Source organism: uncultured Treponema sp., assembly GCF_934725225.1.
Taxonomy (GTDB): domain Bacteria; phylum Spirochaetota; class Spirochaetia; order Treponematales; family Treponemataceae; genus Treponema_D.
The window spans coordinates 110,492-125,794 of the sequence record NZ_CAKVAM010000004.1 but is presented as its reverse complement, the minus strand read 5'-3'; the positions used below and the strand labels follow the sequence as shown (position 1 = coordinate 125,794).

Annotated in this window: 15 protein-coding genes, 1 tRNA gene and 1 riboswitch; of the genes, 8 read left to right on the top strand and 8 right to left on the bottom strand. The window is 40.8% G+C overall.

Translation table 11 applies throughout. From position 1 onward, the window contains the following. Window positions 1-21 precede the first annotated feature (21 nt). The 6 genes from nudC to thiM form a co-directional block, all read right to left on the bottom strand. Entirely contained in the window at window positions 22-810 is a 789-nt protein-coding gene (gene nudC / locus Q0H92_RS07390) for an NAD(+) diphosphatase (protein WP_296013476.1), read from the bottom strand. A 177-nt stretch (window positions 811-987) separates the two neighbouring features. Next, window positions 988-2,466, bottom strand: coding sequence for a ketol-acid reductoisomerase (ilvC, locus tag Q0H92_RS07385; protein WP_296013472.1), 1,479 nt, complete (start codon window positions 2,464-2,466; stop codon window positions 988-990). A gap of 233 nt (window positions 2,467-2,699) precedes the next feature. After that, window positions 2,700-3,875: a putative hydroxymethylpyrimidine transporter CytX gene (gene cytX, locus Q0H92_RS07380; protein ID WP_296013469.1), complete on the bottom strand. Its 1,176-nt coding sequence runs from the start codon at window positions 3,873-3,875 to the stop codon at window positions 2,700-2,702. A 2-nt stretch (window positions 3,876-3,877) separates the two neighbouring features. Continuing rightward, entirely contained in the window at window positions 3,878-4,669 is a 792-nt protein-coding gene (gene thiD, locus Q0H92_RS07375) for a bifunctional hydroxymethylpyrimidine kinase/phosphomethylpyrimidine kinase (RefSeq protein ID WP_276752384.1), read from the bottom strand. 196 nt (window positions 4,670-4,865) lie between these two features. Continuing rightward, on the bottom strand, window positions 4,866-5,534 hold the full coding sequence (gene thiE, locus Q0H92_RS07370; RefSeq protein ID WP_296013454.1) for a thiamine phosphate synthase: 669 nt from the start codon (window positions 5,532-5,534) through the stop codon (window positions 4,866-4,868). Next, window positions 5,521-6,339: a hydroxyethylthiazole kinase gene (gene thiM / locus Q0H92_RS07365; protein WP_296013451.1), complete on the bottom strand. Its 819-nt coding sequence runs from the start codon at window positions 6,337-6,339 to the stop codon at window positions 5,521-5,523. Before thiM ends, thiE begins: the two co-directional genes overlap by 14 nt. 49 nt (window positions 6,340-6,388) lie before the next feature. Then, window positions 6,389-6,498, bottom strand: a riboswitch (TPP riboswitch). Window positions 6,499-6,716: 218 nt separating this feature from the next. On the opposite strand from thiM, the gene Q0H92_RS07360 reads away from it, so the two are divergent. From Q0H92_RS07360 to Q0H92_RS07345, 4 genes are all read left to right on the top strand, one after another. Further along, window positions 6,717-6,992: a hypothetical protein gene (locus tag Q0H92_RS07360; protein ID WP_296013445.1), complete on the top strand. Its 276-nt coding sequence runs from the start codon at window positions 6,717-6,719 to the stop codon at window positions 6,990-6,992. Next, window positions 6,946-8,154, top strand: a complete 1,209-nt coding sequence (locus Q0H92_RS07355) for a hypothetical protein (RefSeq protein ID WP_296013440.1) — start codon at window positions 6,946-6,948, stop codon at window positions 8,152-8,154. Before Q0H92_RS07360 ends, Q0H92_RS07355 begins: the two co-directional genes overlap by 47 nt. 116 nt (window positions 8,155-8,270) lie before the next feature. Next, entirely contained in the window at window positions 8,271-9,878 is a 1,608-nt protein-coding gene (locus tag Q0H92_RS07350) for an FAD-dependent protein (RefSeq protein ID WP_296013434.1), read from the top strand. Then, a complete protein-coding gene (locus Q0H92_RS07345) occupies window positions 9,866-11,017 on the top strand; it encodes an ATP-grasp domain-containing protein (protein WP_296013430.1) in 1,152 nt (383 codons plus the stop codon). Before Q0H92_RS07350 ends, Q0H92_RS07345 begins: the two co-directional genes overlap by 13 nt. Before the next feature lie 8 nt (window positions 11,018-11,025). Here Q0H92_RS07345 and Q0H92_RS07340 read toward each other — a convergent pair whose 3' ends face one another. Together Q0H92_RS07340 and Q0H92_RS07335 are read right to left on the bottom strand one after the other, a co-directional pair. After that, window positions 11,026-12,036, bottom strand: coding sequence for a radical SAM protein (locus Q0H92_RS07340; protein WP_296013427.1), 1,011 nt, complete (start codon window positions 12,034-12,036; stop codon window positions 11,026-11,028). Between the two features lie 3 nt (window positions 12,037-12,039). Then, window positions 12,040-12,441, bottom strand: a complete 402-nt coding sequence (locus Q0H92_RS07335; RefSeq protein ID WP_296013424.1) for a hypothetical protein — start codon at window positions 12,439-12,441, stop codon at window positions 12,040-12,042. A 78-nt stretch (window positions 12,442-12,519) separates the two neighbouring features. On the opposite strand from Q0H92_RS07335, the gene Q0H92_RS07330 reads away from it, so the two are divergent. The 4 genes from Q0H92_RS07330 to Q0H92_RS07315 all read left to right on the top strand — a co-directional run bounded on the left by Q0H92_RS07330 (window position 12,520) and on the right by Q0H92_RS07315 (window position 15,293). Continuing rightward, a complete protein-coding gene (locus tag Q0H92_RS07330; RefSeq protein ID WP_296013419.1) occupies window positions 12,520-13,059 on the top strand; it encodes an NUDIX domain-containing protein in 540 nt (179 codons plus the stop codon). Then, the gene (locus Q0H92_RS07325; protein ID WP_296013417.1) at window positions 13,049-13,330 is read left to right on the top strand and encodes a hypothetical protein; all 282 of its coding nucleotides are present in this window, start codon (window positions 13,049-13,051) and stop codon (window positions 13,328-13,330) included. The genes Q0H92_RS07330 and Q0H92_RS07325 overlap by 11 nt, the downstream gene beginning before the upstream one ends. A gap of 49 nt (window positions 13,331-13,379) precedes the next feature. Next, a tRNA-Cys gene (locus Q0H92_RS07320) sits at window positions 13,380-13,451 on the top strand. A 156-nt stretch (window positions 13,452-13,607) separates the two neighbouring features. Continuing rightward, entirely contained in the window at window positions 13,608-15,293 is a 1,686-nt protein-coding gene (locus Q0H92_RS07315; protein WP_296013413.1) for a glycoside hydrolase family 3 protein, read from the top strand. Window positions 15,294-15,303 lie beyond the last annotated feature (10 nt).

Genomic DNA, 15,303 nt, shown 5'->3' with positions numbered 1-15,303 from the left:
CTGTGGTCAAACTCTGATTTTTCAGCTTTTAAAAATTCCATTTATCAGATTCCATGCTACAGAACCGGGACGCGGCAATTGTGATTCTGGCGGAAGTTCAGTTCTTTTAAACCAGCGGGCTTCAAGAATTTCAGACTCTTGAATTTTTATTTCGCCGCTTTTGTATTCCGCCGTGAACGCTAGCATGAGCTGATCTGGAAACGGCCAGGCTTGGCTTCCGCAGTATTTTATGTTTTGAACTTCGATGTTTGTTTCTTCTTTTATTTCACGCGCGACGCATTGCTCAAGAGTTTCGCCTTGTTCAACAAAACCTGAAACGCAGGCGTAATTTTTGTATGCGGAATTTTTATTTTTCACAAGAAGAATTTCATCTCCATTGGAAACGAGCGTTATTGTCGCAGGCTCTATCCGCGGAAAAAATTTTGTTTTGCAGTCCGGGCATTTTCTTGCTGATTCGGTTTCGTCATCGATTAATTTTCCTTTGCATGAAGGGCAGAATTTGAATGCGCTTCTTTGCTTTAAAATGCTTGAGGCTCTTGAAGCGAGGAATGCGGTTTCTTTATGCTCAAAGCAAAATTGCCGCACGGAAATAAATTTGCAATTTTCAGGAACTAAAGAATTTTTTTTTGCAACGGCTGCGGCGCACGAAAGATTTTTTTCTATGTACCAGTCATCTGAAAAAGTTTCATTTGCAAAAAATTCAAATTCCTTTTTTGAAATTAAAGAATTGTCTTTTACTAAAATTTCATTACCTTTGCAAACAAAAAAATAATCTGCGTCAAAAGAATTCGGCTTTGTAATAATCGGCATAAAAATTCTCCAGTCAATTTTTAAAACGGCAGCAACAAAAAAGACCGCCACAAAAAATGACGGTCTTAGTCTAGCAAAAGATTTTGCAAAAGTTCAAGTGTGAAAGAGCTTTGCAATAAATTACAAACCCGCTAATTTCAGTTTTACTGAAACTAGCACCAGTAATTTAATCTATGATTAAATTACTGCTTTCATGCTTGTCATGTAGCTTCTAAGTTTTCTTCCGACAACTTCAATTGGATGGTTGCGGATTTCTGCGTTTACTTCGACGAGCTGAGTGTTGTTCACGCTTGTGTCCTTGAGGTCGAGTCCTTTTCCGATAACGTCTGTGTGGAGTTTCGGCATAAGGTCTTTCGCCATCATCGGGGCTGCAACGCGGCTGAACAGGTAGCATCCGTATTCCGCTGTGTCTGAAATTACGCGGTTCATCTCGTAAAGACGTTTGCGGTCAATCAGGTTTGCGATGAGCGGAACTTCATGGAGAGACTCGTAGTAAGCTGATTCAGGTTTGATTCCTGCGTCAACCATTGTCTCGAATGCAAGTTCGCAGCCGGCTTTTACCATTGCAACAAGCAAGATTCCCTTGTCGAAATATTCCTGCTCTGTGATTTCTTCTTTCGACTCTGGTGTTGACTCAAACGGAAGTTTTCCTGTTTCTTCGCGCCAAGTGAGCAAGTCGTGGTCTTTGTTTGCCCAGTCCTTCATCATTGTGCTGGAGAATTTTCCAGAAATGATGTCGTCCATGTGCTTCTGATAAAGCGGTGTCAAAAGTTTTTTGATTTCCTTTGAAAGCTCGTTCGCGCGGATTTTCGCAGGGTTAGAAAGACGGTCCATCATGTTTGTGATTCCGCCCCATTTCAAAGCCTCTGAAATTACGTTCCAGCCGTGCATCAAAAGTTTTGTGGCATATTCAGGAGCGATTCCCTCGCTTACCATTTTGTCAAAGCAAACGATTGTTCCAGCTTGCAACATTCCGCAGAGAATTGTCTGCTCGCCCATAAGGTCAGACTTTACTTCCGCAACAAAGCTAGACTCAAGAACGCCGGCCTTGCTTCCGCCCATTCCTACTGCTAAAGCCTTTGCATAAGCCCAACCTTTTCCTTCCGGGTCGTTTACAGGGTGAACCGCGATAAGGTCTGGAACTCCGAATCCTCTCTGGAACTCGTGCCAGACTTCCGTTCCCGGTCCCTTAGGCGCGCACATTACAACTGTGATGTCCGGACGGATCTGCATTCCCTCTTCAATCATGTTGAATCCGTGAGAGTACCACAAAGCCGAGCCTTTCTTCATTCTCTTCATAACTTCTGTGATAACTGCTGTGTGCTGCTTGTCCGGAGTAAGGTTTCCAACAAGGTCAGCAGTTGGAATCAATTCATCGTAAGTTCCGACTTTGAATCCGTTTTCTGTCGCGTTTTTCCAAGACTGGCGTTTTTCAGCGATTGCAGATTCGCGCAAAGCGTAAGAAACATCAAGTCCAGAATCGCGCAAGCAAAGTCCCTGGTTCAAGCCCTGCGCGCCGCATCCTACGATTACGATTTTTTTGCCTTTGAGGGCGTTTACTCCGTCAGCGAATTCCTCTTTTGCCATTGAGCGGCAGTGTCCGAGCTGCAGGCGAGCCTCGCGCCACGGAATAGAATTGAAATAATTGTTTCCCATAAAAATCTCCAAGAATTAAGATAATGATTTGATTTTAACACTGAAAATAAAATGCGTAAAGTGCAATATAAGCAAGTTTGTGTTGCATCTTGTGCATTATTTTGCTTGTATGGTTTTAACATTTGAAGAAAACACGCAATTTTGGGTTGCGTTATTATAACGTTTGAGGAAAGCACGTAATTTCAGTTTGCGTTATTTTAATGTTTGCGGAAATTACATACTTTCAGTTTGCGTTATTTTTTCTTGCCCAAGATTTTTCCGGCGGCGATTGTTACGGCGAAAATTATGAGCATTACCGGCAGCGTGTTTCCGAGGATGAAATTCCAGCTCAATGAAATTCTATAAAGCGCGAATCCCAGAACCCAGATTACGGCTTTTTGCAGGTCGATGCTTTTTGCGGAACTGTCATTTTTCAGGATAAAGAAATCTGCAATTTGAATTGAAATCATCGGGGCAAAGACCGAGCCGATTAAATACAAAAAGTTCGTGATGTTGTCCATCGGAAGGAAAACTGCTCCGATTGTGCCGAGCGCAGTTACAATCAGCGCGACAGTTTTTCCGCTTGGCTTTGAAGAAATTGTTTCAAAAGAAATTCCGGCTGAAAATGCGTCAAGGAAAGTTGTTGTTACAGTTGAAAGAATTACGATTACAAGAGCCGCCCATCCAAGCCCGGACTTTAAGAGAATGAGCGAGATGTCTGTTTCCGAAGTGAAGATTGCCGCTCCCATTCCAATCAGGTACATCCAGCAGCTAGTTGCTCCGTAGACAAGGCTGCTCAAAAGCGAGGACACGACAGGCTTGTTGCTTTCTTTTGTGTAGTCGCTGATTAACGGAAGCCAGGACAACGGCATTGCGGCCGCGAGTTCTACTGCCGCCCCAAAGCTCATAGCTTCTTCCTGTGTGGAATTTACAACTGAATTGTCTCCGCTGAAAAAAATTATTTTGCACAAAACGACTGTAAGAATGAAAAGGGCAGACAACGCGGCGATGTTCAGTTTGCTTACATTTTTTATTCCAATCAAAATCCAGGCGGCTATTAAAAGTCCGATTACGATTGCCCAGAGCCACGCTCCGTTTTTAAAAATTCCGTTTATAGAAAGCGCGCCGTCGTAAATCATAATTCCTGTCCAGCCTGTAAGCTGAAGAATATTCAGCAACGCAAAAAATTTGCTTCCGAGAATTCCAAAGCTTCCCTTGGTTGTTTCCATTGAGCTTCTTTTTGAAAACGAGCCTATGCTTCCGGCAAGAAACAAAAGCGCGCATCCGATTACGTGTCCTGAAAGAATTGCAAGTATTCCTTTTGAAAATCCGAGCGGCGCAAAATATGTTCCTGTTATAATTTCAGCGATTGAAACTCCGGCACCAAACCAGATTAACGCCATGTTTACTTCTTTTGACTTTATGTTCATTTTTAGTATTCTCCGTTTATTTTGAATGCGTGGTTCATTGGACCGCTTCCTTTGCCAAGGTCTAGCATTGCTCCAAGACAGCCTGAAATGTAGTCCTTTGCTTTTTCAACTGAAAGCTCAAGAGATTTTCCTTTTGCAAGATTTGAAGCGATTGCGCTTGAAAGTGTGCAGCCAGTTCCGTGAGTGTTGCTGTTGTTTATTTTTTTGCCCTTGAACCATTTTGCTTTTCCAGCCTGAAAGAGCAAGTCGTTTGCGTCGTTCAAGTTGTGTCCGCCTTTTAATAAAACTGCGACATTGAATTTTTCGCTGATTGATTTTGCGGCTTCTTCCATTTGTTCTTCTGAAGAAATTTTTTTGCCGCAAAGAATTTCAGCTTCCGGGATATTCGGAGTGATTACGGTTGCCAGCGGAAAAAGTTCTTCGCACAATGTTTTTACAGCGTCGTCGGAAATCAGTTTGAATCCGCTTGTTGAAACCATGACCGGATCAATGACGATGTTTTTTGCGTTGTAGAATTTCAGGCGGTCCGCAATCACTTTGATGAGCGGCACAGAAGAAACCATTCCTGTTTTTACAGCGTCCGGGAAAATGTCCGTGAACACGCAGTCCAGCTGGTCCTTTAGAAATTCGGGCGTGGACTCCAAAATTGATTTTACGCCAGTTGTGTTTTGGGCAGTCAAGGCAGTAACAGCGCTCATTGCGTAAACTCCGTTTGCTGTCATTGTCTTGATGTCTGCTTGAATTCCGGCGCCTCCGCTAGAATCAGATCCAGCGATTGTTAATGCAGTTTTCATTTTTACCTCCATGGTTTGAAAACAATCATTATTTTTTATAGCGGCAAAAGTGGTGCTCCCAGTTGCCGCTTTGTTTTTGAAATTCGAGTTTTATAATTTAATGTCATTGTCGTAGTTGATACTGCGATGTTTTGATACAGATTTCCGGGTCAAGCCCGAAAATGACAGACCTTTTAGCACGGGAATGACAAACCTTTTATTCCGAAAATGACAGAAAAAGTTTTTCTGCGGAAGACTTGAGTTCCTTTGTTGCGCCGCGTATATCTTGCTGTGCGAAAATTGCGCTTATAACTGAAACTCCTGCGATTCCGCTGCCTTTAAGCTGGCTCATGTTTTGCAGAGAAATTCCTCCTATTGCGACAACAGGAATTTTTACAGACTGGCAAATATCTTTTAGAGTTGAAATGGAAACATTGCCTGCGTCCGCTTTTGTTGACGTTGAAAAAATTGCTCCAACTCCAAGATAGTCCGCTCCGTTTTTTTCAGCTTGCAAAGCCTGCTCAACTGTCTGGCACGAAACTCCGATGATTTTTTCAGCGCCCAAAATTTTTCTTGCTTCCTTTAATTCCATGTCGCTTTGCCCGATGTGAACTCCGCAGGCGTCTGTTTCTTTTGCGATTTTCACATTGTCATTTATGATTAAAGGAATTTTTTTTGAAGCGCAAATTTCTTTTATGCGGAAAGCTTCGTCTAAGAATTCTTTTTCTGGAATTTCTTTTTCCCTAAGTTGAATCAAAGTTGCGCCGCCTTCAATTGCCTGCAAAACTGCATCGCTTAAAGTTTCGCAGCAGAAAGTTTTCCCAAGCCAAGCTCTGTCTGTAACGGCATAAAGCAAAAGGGATTTTTTTAGTTCAGCGGATTTCATATTTTGCGCCTGCTTCAAGTTCTGTTCCTGTCATGTTAAAAAGCGCGTCTATGATTCTGTTTCTGTAAGTTGAATTTCCGTCGCCTTCCTGCATTTTTTGCCATGCGGTTTCACCGGCAAGTCCCATTGCGCAAACTGCCGCCGCGCTAGATTCCAGTACACTTTTTCCTGCGCAGATAAAAGCTGTCATAATTCCGCTTAGCTGGCAGCCAGTTCCCGTTATGCGTCCCATCTGCGGTTTGCCGTTTCTGATGACGTAGCATTTTTTTCCATCTGAAACTAAATCGATTGCGCCTGTGATTGCGACAACGCAGTTTTGTTTTTCCGCGAAATTTTTTGCAAACGCGACGGCGGCTTCAAGGTTGCTTTCTGAAACTGCGTCTTCAATATTTGCGTCCACGCCTTTTGTTTTTCCGCTTCCTGTTGCGAGAGTTTTTATTTCTGAAATATTTCCGCGGATTACATCAAACTTGATTTTGTTTATAAGTGAAAGGGCGGTTTTTGTTCTAAGCGCGCTTGCTCCAGCTCCAACTGGGTCTAGCAGAATTTTGTGATTCAGGCTCTGCGCTTTTTTTCCGGCTGAAAACATGGAGCTTATTGTGTTACGGTTGAGCGTTCCAATGTTTATGTTCAGACCGTTGCAAATTGAAGTGATTTCCGCGGCTTCTTTTTTTTCGTCAGCCATTATCGGACTTGCGCCCACTGCGAGAATTACGTTTGCAACATCGTTGACTGTTACGTAATTTGTGATGTTGTGGATGAGCGGGGAATTTTCTCTTACTGAATCAAGACATTCTTTAAACATATCGACCTCTTTAAAAATTTGATTTGAATGATTCCGCGGTGAATTTAAAGAGGTTTGTTTTTGGCAAGTCCCTACGTTGGCATTATCCAAATCAGGTTGCGGGTCAAGGAACACATCCTACTCTCAGCAAGCTTTGCGCAAGCTCCCCGTGCATTAGCTATTATAAAAAAATTGCGGATAATTTCAATATGCTTTGCTGTCATTATCGGGCTTGACCCGATAATCTGTTGAAAATTTACGATAGATTGCAGTGTCCAGCACGGCAATGACAGTTGCTAAAAAAAATTAAATTTCTTTTGCAAAAAGTTGACATTCGCAAATAAACTGAATCATAATGGTATATATGTATTGTAGGTAAAATTTACTGGAGGTATTTTATGAAGAAATTTATTTTTCCTGCTTTATTTGCATTTTTATTTGTGTTCGCTTCGTGCATGAATATGTCAGGCTCTTCTGGTGAAAGCGGTTCTGTGCGTGTTGTTTTGCCGGGAAGCGCGCGCTATTCTTTTAGTCAGGACAAGGCAGATAAATTTGTTGTAACTATAAGTTCCGGCTCTAAGCTTGTTGACGAAAAAACTGAGTTTTCGGGGGGGGTAATAGAATTTGATGAACTTAATCCCGGAGGACTATACAATAGAAGCAAAAGCATTTGATTCTGATAATGACCTTGTTGTTGGCTGGGGAACTGCCGACGCAACTGTAAATGCAGGAGAGAGCACTGAATGCACATTGGCTTTGGCTCTTACAAAATGCATTTCTACATTTGATTCCGTTCCTTCTAGTTCTAAATATAAATATCTTGCCGTTGCTTCTTCCTCTGACATGGTAAAACTTGGTGAATGGGTAAAGTCTGGAATCGACATGGAAGGAATTACAATTACGCTTGCGGATGATTTGGATCTGACCGATTGTACTGAATTTGACTGTATGGGCGTGACTAAAGCTGACAGCACTGGAGATATACAGGGAAACGCATTTAAAGGTGTTTTTGATGGAGCTGGACATTCGATGACTCTTGCAATCACACCGACAGATCCGCAGCCGATGGGACTTTTCTGGCAGAATGACGGAATAATAATGAATGTAATAATAAAACAATATTCGTCTAATTGTCAGATTGGCTCTACGCAGGCTTTGAATCTGAGCAAAGGTGGTATCATTTGCTCAGTGAACAACGGAACCATAAAAAACTGCGTTGTCAATGCAAGTGTAACTTCCTGGTCTGTGGCAGAAATTGCCGGCATAACACGTGAAAATTCATCCTCAGGAAAAATTTTAAACTGCTTTGTTACTGGCAATATTACAATGAACTGTGATGGTGCTCAATGGAAAGATGATTATGGCAAATCTGCAGGAATTGCCGCAGTGAATAACGGTTCAATAGAAAACTGTGTCTATACAGGGAAAATCACAACTAAAAAAGTTACTGACAGCTCAATGTATTTGAGCAATATCTCCGGCGCAATTTCCGCATATACAGAAGGCTCAATAGCAAACTGCTACTGGCTCAAAGACAATATAGATCGGACTGAAGAAGTTGTTAATCAAGTTGCGTATATAAACAAGGAAAGCGGCGGCTATGGAAAAATCTGCATTTCAGACCCATCAAAAATCACCGGTTGCGGCTACTTTGAAACAAACAGTCCGTCCGCTTCTGTTACTGCCGGAACTACATCAGAATGCAAAAGCGAGCAGACTCTTGCGTACAGCGGCACTCTGCTTGAAATGCTGAACGCTTATGTTTCTGCAAGTTCTGATTCTGGGCTTAAAAAATGGAAGGCAGGTGCAGATGGTTCGCTTGCATTGGATTTTTAGTTTTAAGATTACCGTGTCAAGCACGGTAATGACAGAAAATCGCTTTGTCATCTTCGGGCTTGACCCGGAGAGCTTCGGCTGTTGATTCCTCTTTCTTTTCTATATAAACTGTCTGCATGATAAAAGAAGTTTCCATTGCGATTCAGCCTGAAAAAGAAAAAGACGAAAATTTCATACAAGAAGAAATCCGCCTTGCATTAAAAAAGCAAGGAGTCAGTTTTGAAGAAAAAGACATTTCAACTGTATTTGTAAAAAAATCGATTGACGCGCGCCATAGAAACATAAAATTTTTTTTGCGCTACAAAGTTTACATCGGGGAAAATCCTGCTGACGAATTTTCTTTGCCTGAATGGAAAACTGCGGACGGAAAAAAATCTGTCGCCATAATCGGTTCTGGACCAGCAGGACTTTTTGGCGCACTGAAACTTTTGGAGCATGGAATAAAACCGGTTGTCATTGAGCGTGGTAGCGAAACTTCAAAACGAAAACGCGACATCGCCATGATAAGCACAACTGGAATCGTCGATGAAAATTCGAACTATTGTTTTGGCGAAGGCGGAGCTGGAACTTTCAGCGATGGAAAACTTTACACACGCAGCAACAAGCGCGGAAACATAAATGGCATTTTAAAAATCTTTGAGCATTTCGGGGCGGACAAAAAAATTCTTACTGACGCTCATCCTCACATCGGCACAGACAAGCTTCCGGCGATTGTAAACAACATTCGGAATTTTATTTTGCAGCAGGGCGGAGAATTTCTTTTTGACACTGAATGCGTTGATTTCATTTTGGAAGAATCCGGCGATGAGAAAATTGTAAAAGGCGTTGTTGTAAAAAATCAAGGCGAAACAAAAAATATTTTTGCGGATGCTGTTCTTTTTGCAACAGGACATTCTGCGTCTGACATTTACACTTTGATTGCAAAAATTTCCCCAGAGTCTCTTGAAGCAAAAACTTTTGCAATGGGCGTTCGTGTTGAGCATCCAAGAAGTTTGATTGATTCAATTCAGTTTCACGGAGAAAAAAAACAGGAGCTTGGAGCTGCGGAATACAGGCTCACTTCGCAAATTGACGAACGCGGCGTTTACAGTTTTTGTATGTGCCCGGGAGGTTTTGTTGTTCCAAGCAGCACCGGTCCTAACGAAATTGTCGTAAACGGAATGTCTGCCGCAGGACGCAACAGCAAATGGAGCAACTCGGCAATTGTTGTGGAAACTCGCCCGGAAGATATTCCTAATGAATTTGTTGATGAAGCGAAATCGATTGGAACTGAAAAAATTGCGGGACTTCTTTTTAGAAAATTTATTGAGCAGAAAACTTTTGAAAATGGAAAAGGTCAAAAAGCTCCGGCTCAGCGTCTTGTGGATTTTTTGAATCACAAGGCAAGTGAAAATCTTCCGCCTGCAAGCTATGCTCCCGGAATTGTTGCAAATCGTTTGGATGAATGGCTTCCTGCTCAAATTTCAAATCGCCTTGAAAAAGCTTTTGTAGAATTCAACAAGCTGATGAAAGGCTTTGTCTGCAATGACGCGCTTTTGATTGCTTCGGAAACACGCACAAGCACTCCTGTAAGAATTCTGCGTGGCAAGGAAAATTTTGAATGCATTGGGCTGCGGAATCTTTTTCCGGCTGGAGAAGGAAGCGGATATTCCGGCGGCATTGTAAGTTCTGCAATGGACGGCGAAAATGCCTGTGAAAGGATTGCGCTGAAATGGAGCAAATAGTTTTAGCGGGTGCTTCTTTTATTTTTGGCTTGGACGAAATAAGAGAAGCTTTTTTGAACATTGGAATTGAAGCTTCGTTTGCGGAAGTTCCTTATATGCTCAAGTATCAGAAAATTCCAGAAAAAGAAAAAATAGAATTTACTGAAAAAATTCCAAAAAATAAAATTGTTGTTCCGCTGTCTGAATATTGGATTTCTGAATGTATAAAAAGTAATAATTGCAGAATTTCAAAAAACGCATTGCTGGCTTCACGCTCGAAAAAAAAACTTTATAATTTACTGAGCAGTTTTAAAGTTCCAAAAATTTTTGATTCGATTCAGCAGGCAAAAAAATTTGTCAATCAAAATGGGAAAAATATTATTGTAAAGCCCGACGGACTTTTTTCTGGCTACGGAATAAAAATTGCAGGCAAAGAAAATATTGATGAAGTCGAAAAATTTATTTTTAATGCCCGCAATGTGAATAACCGCGCGCTAAAACTTTTTGAAATTGAAAACAACAACGCTCTTGTTTCAGAATATATTTTTGGAGAAGAATACAGCGCAGACATTTTTTATTTTAAAGGAAAAATTTCTTTAGTCCGGCTTTGCAAAAAAGAAATTGTTTTTATTCATGGAACGCCGTGCACTGCGGTTTATCAGCTTTTGAATCCTACCGCGGAAATAAAATCAGTTCTTGAAAAGTGGTGCGGTGCTTTGTTTGAAAAAGAAAATATTTCGTTCGGGCAGTTTGATTTTATTGAAGACCGTGAAGGAAGTTTTGTTCCGATTGATTTTGCGCCTAGAGTTGGCGGCGGAATTGAAGAGCTTTTAAAGTGTTGCAAAAAAAATGTCTATGCGGATGCAGTGCTGAATATTTCAAATCAAAATGAAACCAGTATTTTTTCTTCGGATGAAAATTATCTTTCGCAGTTCAATTATCTTCCTACAAAAAGCGGAAAAATTTTCAATGACAACTACGAGCTTCTTTCTGGAAAAAAAATTGTTTGCAAGCACAAGGGAGACTTTGTTCCAGAATGTCCTTCAAGCTCCGCAAGCAGAATTGCAGTTGTAATTGCGCGCCATAAATCGCCTGTTGAAAAAGAAATTTTAGATTCGCTTTTAATTGGCAGCGAGCATATTGAATTTTGGAAAAAATAATTTGAAAATCAGTTTGTTAGAAATTTTTCTTTCCAATGCCAAATCGGTTTTGCAAGCGCATTGCTGAAAGGCTGTGTTCTGTTAAAATCCGGAAGCCAGCTTGTATCGTCGCTTAAATCTTGGTAGAACAAATATTCAAAGTCGTAGGCTTCAATAATGTCGCGCAAAGTTTCATCTTCGTCTTTGTTAATCAAGCGGTTTTCAAAAGCGTCAAGAGAATTTTCTCTCCAGTTTTTTTCAGCTTCAGTTTTTGATTTAAAAGGAACTGGCGTGTACTGCGACATAAGCGAAATGCAGCTTTTTCCGTCCGCATTTTTTTTCAGCCATTCAAGCGCAAGGATTGTATCGTCAATTTTTCCAGGCAATGCAAGATGTCTTATTATAACGCCGCGTTTTATTTTTTCTTTTTTCTCGCCGTTTTTTGAAACTTCTTCTACTTCAAGCGGGAAATTTTTTATCATCCAGCTGATGCTTTTTTTTGCGGCAAGCGGATAATCTTCTGCCATAAAAAGTTTTTTGCTTGCTTCGCTGCTGATTGTTTTAAAATCCGGAAGCCATATATCAACAACGTTTTTTAAAAGTTCAAGAGTTTCAACTGATTCATAAGAACTGGAATTCCAAGCAACTGGAATTTCAAGTCCTGAATTTTTTGCTGATTTTAGGAACTGCGCGATTTTTGGAATGTGATGGCTTCCAGTAACTAAATTTATATTTTCAGCTCCAAGCTCTTGAAGCGTGATGCAGATTTTTACAAATTCCTTTTCATCTACATTTGCGCCCATTCCTTGCTGGCTTATCTGATAGTTTTGGCAGAACGAGCATTTTAAAGTGCAGCCTGTAAAAAAAATTGTTCCGCTTCCTCCGAAAACTGTAATGAGCGGTTCTTCGCCAAAATGCAAACCTGCAGAAGCGATTTTTAAATTTTCTGTTTCTCCGCAGAATCCAGTTTTTCCGCTAGCTCTGTCTGACTTGCATTTTCTTGGACACTGAACGCACTGCTGGTAAAAATTCTTTTCCATTAATTACATTGCCTGCTTGTCTAAAAAAATCATCATCATGCTGTTTAAAGTTTCAATTGGAATTTCTTCTGCCTCGCAATTTGTAATTTGGCAAAGTTCTTTCCAGTCGTCGTTGCTTAAAGCTTCCGTTGAAGAAACGTCATTTTCTATGAGAGCCTGCATTGCTCCAAGAATTTTTATGTGCTCTTCTGTCGGTTCATTTTCTGGCTGGCTTGAATTCAAAATATATTTGTTCATCCAGTAATCAGAAAAAGCGTCCGCAAGCGACTTTAAATTTCTATTTGAGTTTGAAAATAAATTCTGAATTTGAACGCAGACTTTTTTTCCGTCATAAACTGGATTTTCTGAACGGTAATGCTTTTTGATTTTTTGAACATCTGAAAAAAATTTTTGAATGTTATCCATGAAGTAAATATACATTTAATTTTCAAAAAATAAAATAGCAGTTTTTCATTGCGCTTGTTTTGTGCTATAATATTTTTTATGGAAAATAATAAATTTAATTTTTGTCCTGACTGCGGCTCAAAAAAAATTCAGACGCTTTTGAACGGAAGGCAATGGTTCTGCCCTGACTGCGGGCTTGAGCTTTTTAACAATGTTGCTTCTGCGGTTGGCGTGATTCTTGAAAATGAAAAACACGAAATTCTTTTTGAACGCCGGGCAAAAGAACCCAGAAAAAATTTTCTTGCATTTCCCGGAGGATTTTGCGAGCCTGATGAAGAGCCTGAAAAAAGCGTAATGCGTGAATGTTCCGAGGAAATTGGAGTTGTGCCGGAAAAAATAAAATTTGTCGGAGCGTTCCCAAATACTTATGTTTACAAAAAAATAATTTATAAAACCTGCGATATGTTTTATTCAGCCTCTTTGCCTTCTGATTTTGAATTTAAAACCCAGCAAAGCGAAGTCATTTCACTTGAATGGGTGAAAGTTGAATCTTTGGCGGATATAGAAAAAATTCCGTTGGCATTTGGTTCCGCAAAAAAAGCTCTTTTAAAATATCTGGAGATAAAAAATGCGCGCTAGTTTTTTTATTTGCATTGCAGGAATTGCAATTTATCTTTGTGTTTTGTTTTTTTACTGCATGAAAATTTCAGCGAAGAAAAATGCAATGAAAAAGGAAGACAAGGAAATTCAAAAAGCCAGCGCATCGTTTGTAAGTAGCTTGCTTCTTTGCGCTCTTATTGAACTTCTTCCGATTTTGATTCCTCTAAAAACTTACGTGATTGCAATTGTATGTCTGTGCGGAATTTTGGGCGCATATCTTGTTTTAAAAGAACGTTTTGAAAAATTGTAAATTCCACTAGACAAGAATCTTTTTTCTTGCTATAGTATTTTCACGTTATGGCGTCATACCCAAGTGGTAAGGGACTGGTCTGCAAAACCACTATGCATCGGTTCGATTCCGATTGACGCCTTTCGCAATTGAAGATGTCTTTTTTAAGGCATCTTTTTTTTGCGCTTACGGATTTTACAAGCAAAGCTGGAATCCGATTTTATATATTGCTGCCTTCGGGCGGCATTTTTTTTATAAAATTGCATTTTTTGTCTGTTTAAGCTAAAATATTTTCTCAATGAAATTAAAAGTTGTAGCATTTTTTTTCTGTTCAGTAATTTTTACAGTTGCTTTTGCTGATTCTGCAAAGATAGATTTTTGGAGTGATATTCCGCCAGAACCACTTTCTCAGAAGCTTGTTGACTCTATGAGCGATGAAGAGCTTCTTGCGCAGATTCTCATGTTCGGCTGGGCTGGGGCAGAACCGAGCGACTTGCTGAATTCCTGGGTTACACAACGCGGACTTGGAAGCGTAAAAGTTTTCGGCTGGAATACTGACAATATTCAAAAAGTTGCAAAGTCTGTGCGCATTCTTCAGCAGGAAGCGGCAAGCAGGTCTTTAAAGATTCCGCTGTTCGTTGCTACAGATCAGGAAGGCGGCTGGATTCGGCACGTAAAAGGAGAAACTTCTGATACCCCGGGGAACCTTGCGATTGGAGCTTCCGGTTATCCGCTTGACGCTTATTATTCCGGCTTCTATATAAACCGTGAAATCCGCGCGCTTGGAATTAATATGAATTTTGCTCCAACTGTTGATTTATATACGAATTTGAATTCAAGCGTAATCGGTCCGCGCTCGTTTGGCTCTGACCCTGTTGATGCTGGAATTCTTGGAGAAGCTTTTGCGGCAGGCTCGATGGATGCTGGTGTTATTCCGACTGCAAAACATTTTCCGGGACATGGCGACACAAGCCTTGACAGCCACGGAAGGCTTCCGCAGATTGAAATTGATGCGCGGACTTTGGTGAACCGTGAGCTTGTTCCGTTTGAATATTTGATAAAGGCGAAAATTCCTGCAATCATGAGCGGGCATCTTTCGTTTCCGCAGATTGAAAGCGACGGAACTCCTGCAAGCCTTTCAAAAAAATTCCTGACTGACATTTTGCGCCGTCAGATGAATTTTGACGGTCTTATAATTACTGATGACATGATGATGAACGGAGCGACTTTGTTTGCAGGCTCTTTTCATCGTGCTGTAATGATGGCGATTGAGGCTGGAAACGACATTATAATTTCTTCCACGACTGCCGGACTTTATGACAATATGTGGACGCGAAATCTTGAGCGGATGCGGACGAATTCAGAATTCAAAGAACGTGTAAAAGATGCCGCTCGCCGCGTTATTTTTGCCAAGCTGAATTATTTTAAAAGCGAAAATCATGCGCCGCTTTATCCTGATGAAAATTCAATTTTTGAACACATCCCAGATAAAGACGGCCAGAAATTTTTTCTTGAGCAAGCCTGCCGTTCGGTGAGCGTTTACAAGCAAGGCTCTGCTTTTCCATTGAAGCCTGCGGAAGGTGAGCGTGTTTTAATAGCAGGTCCTTTTCTTTCGCTTTATAGTGAAGGTCGCAAGCGTTATCCAAATGTTTCAACTTTTCACTTTAGCTATGAACTGAAAAATGACAACAGCAATTTTGATATTTGGAATGCGGCTTCTTTGGTTTCCGTGGCGGACAGCTATGACACAATTATTATTTGTGTTTACGACAAACACACGGCGAACATTGCGAAACGTTTGCGATACATGGACAAGCGTGTTGTCATTCTTTCCATTATGTCGCCGGTTTTTGTTCTCGATGATTTTGACTGGGCGGACACGATTCTCTGCGGATACAGCTACTCAAGCTATTCGTTTGCGGCTTTGTTTGGAGCCTTGAGCGGAGAATTTGTTCCGCGGGGAATTGTTCCGTTGAAGCACTAAAAAAATCCGT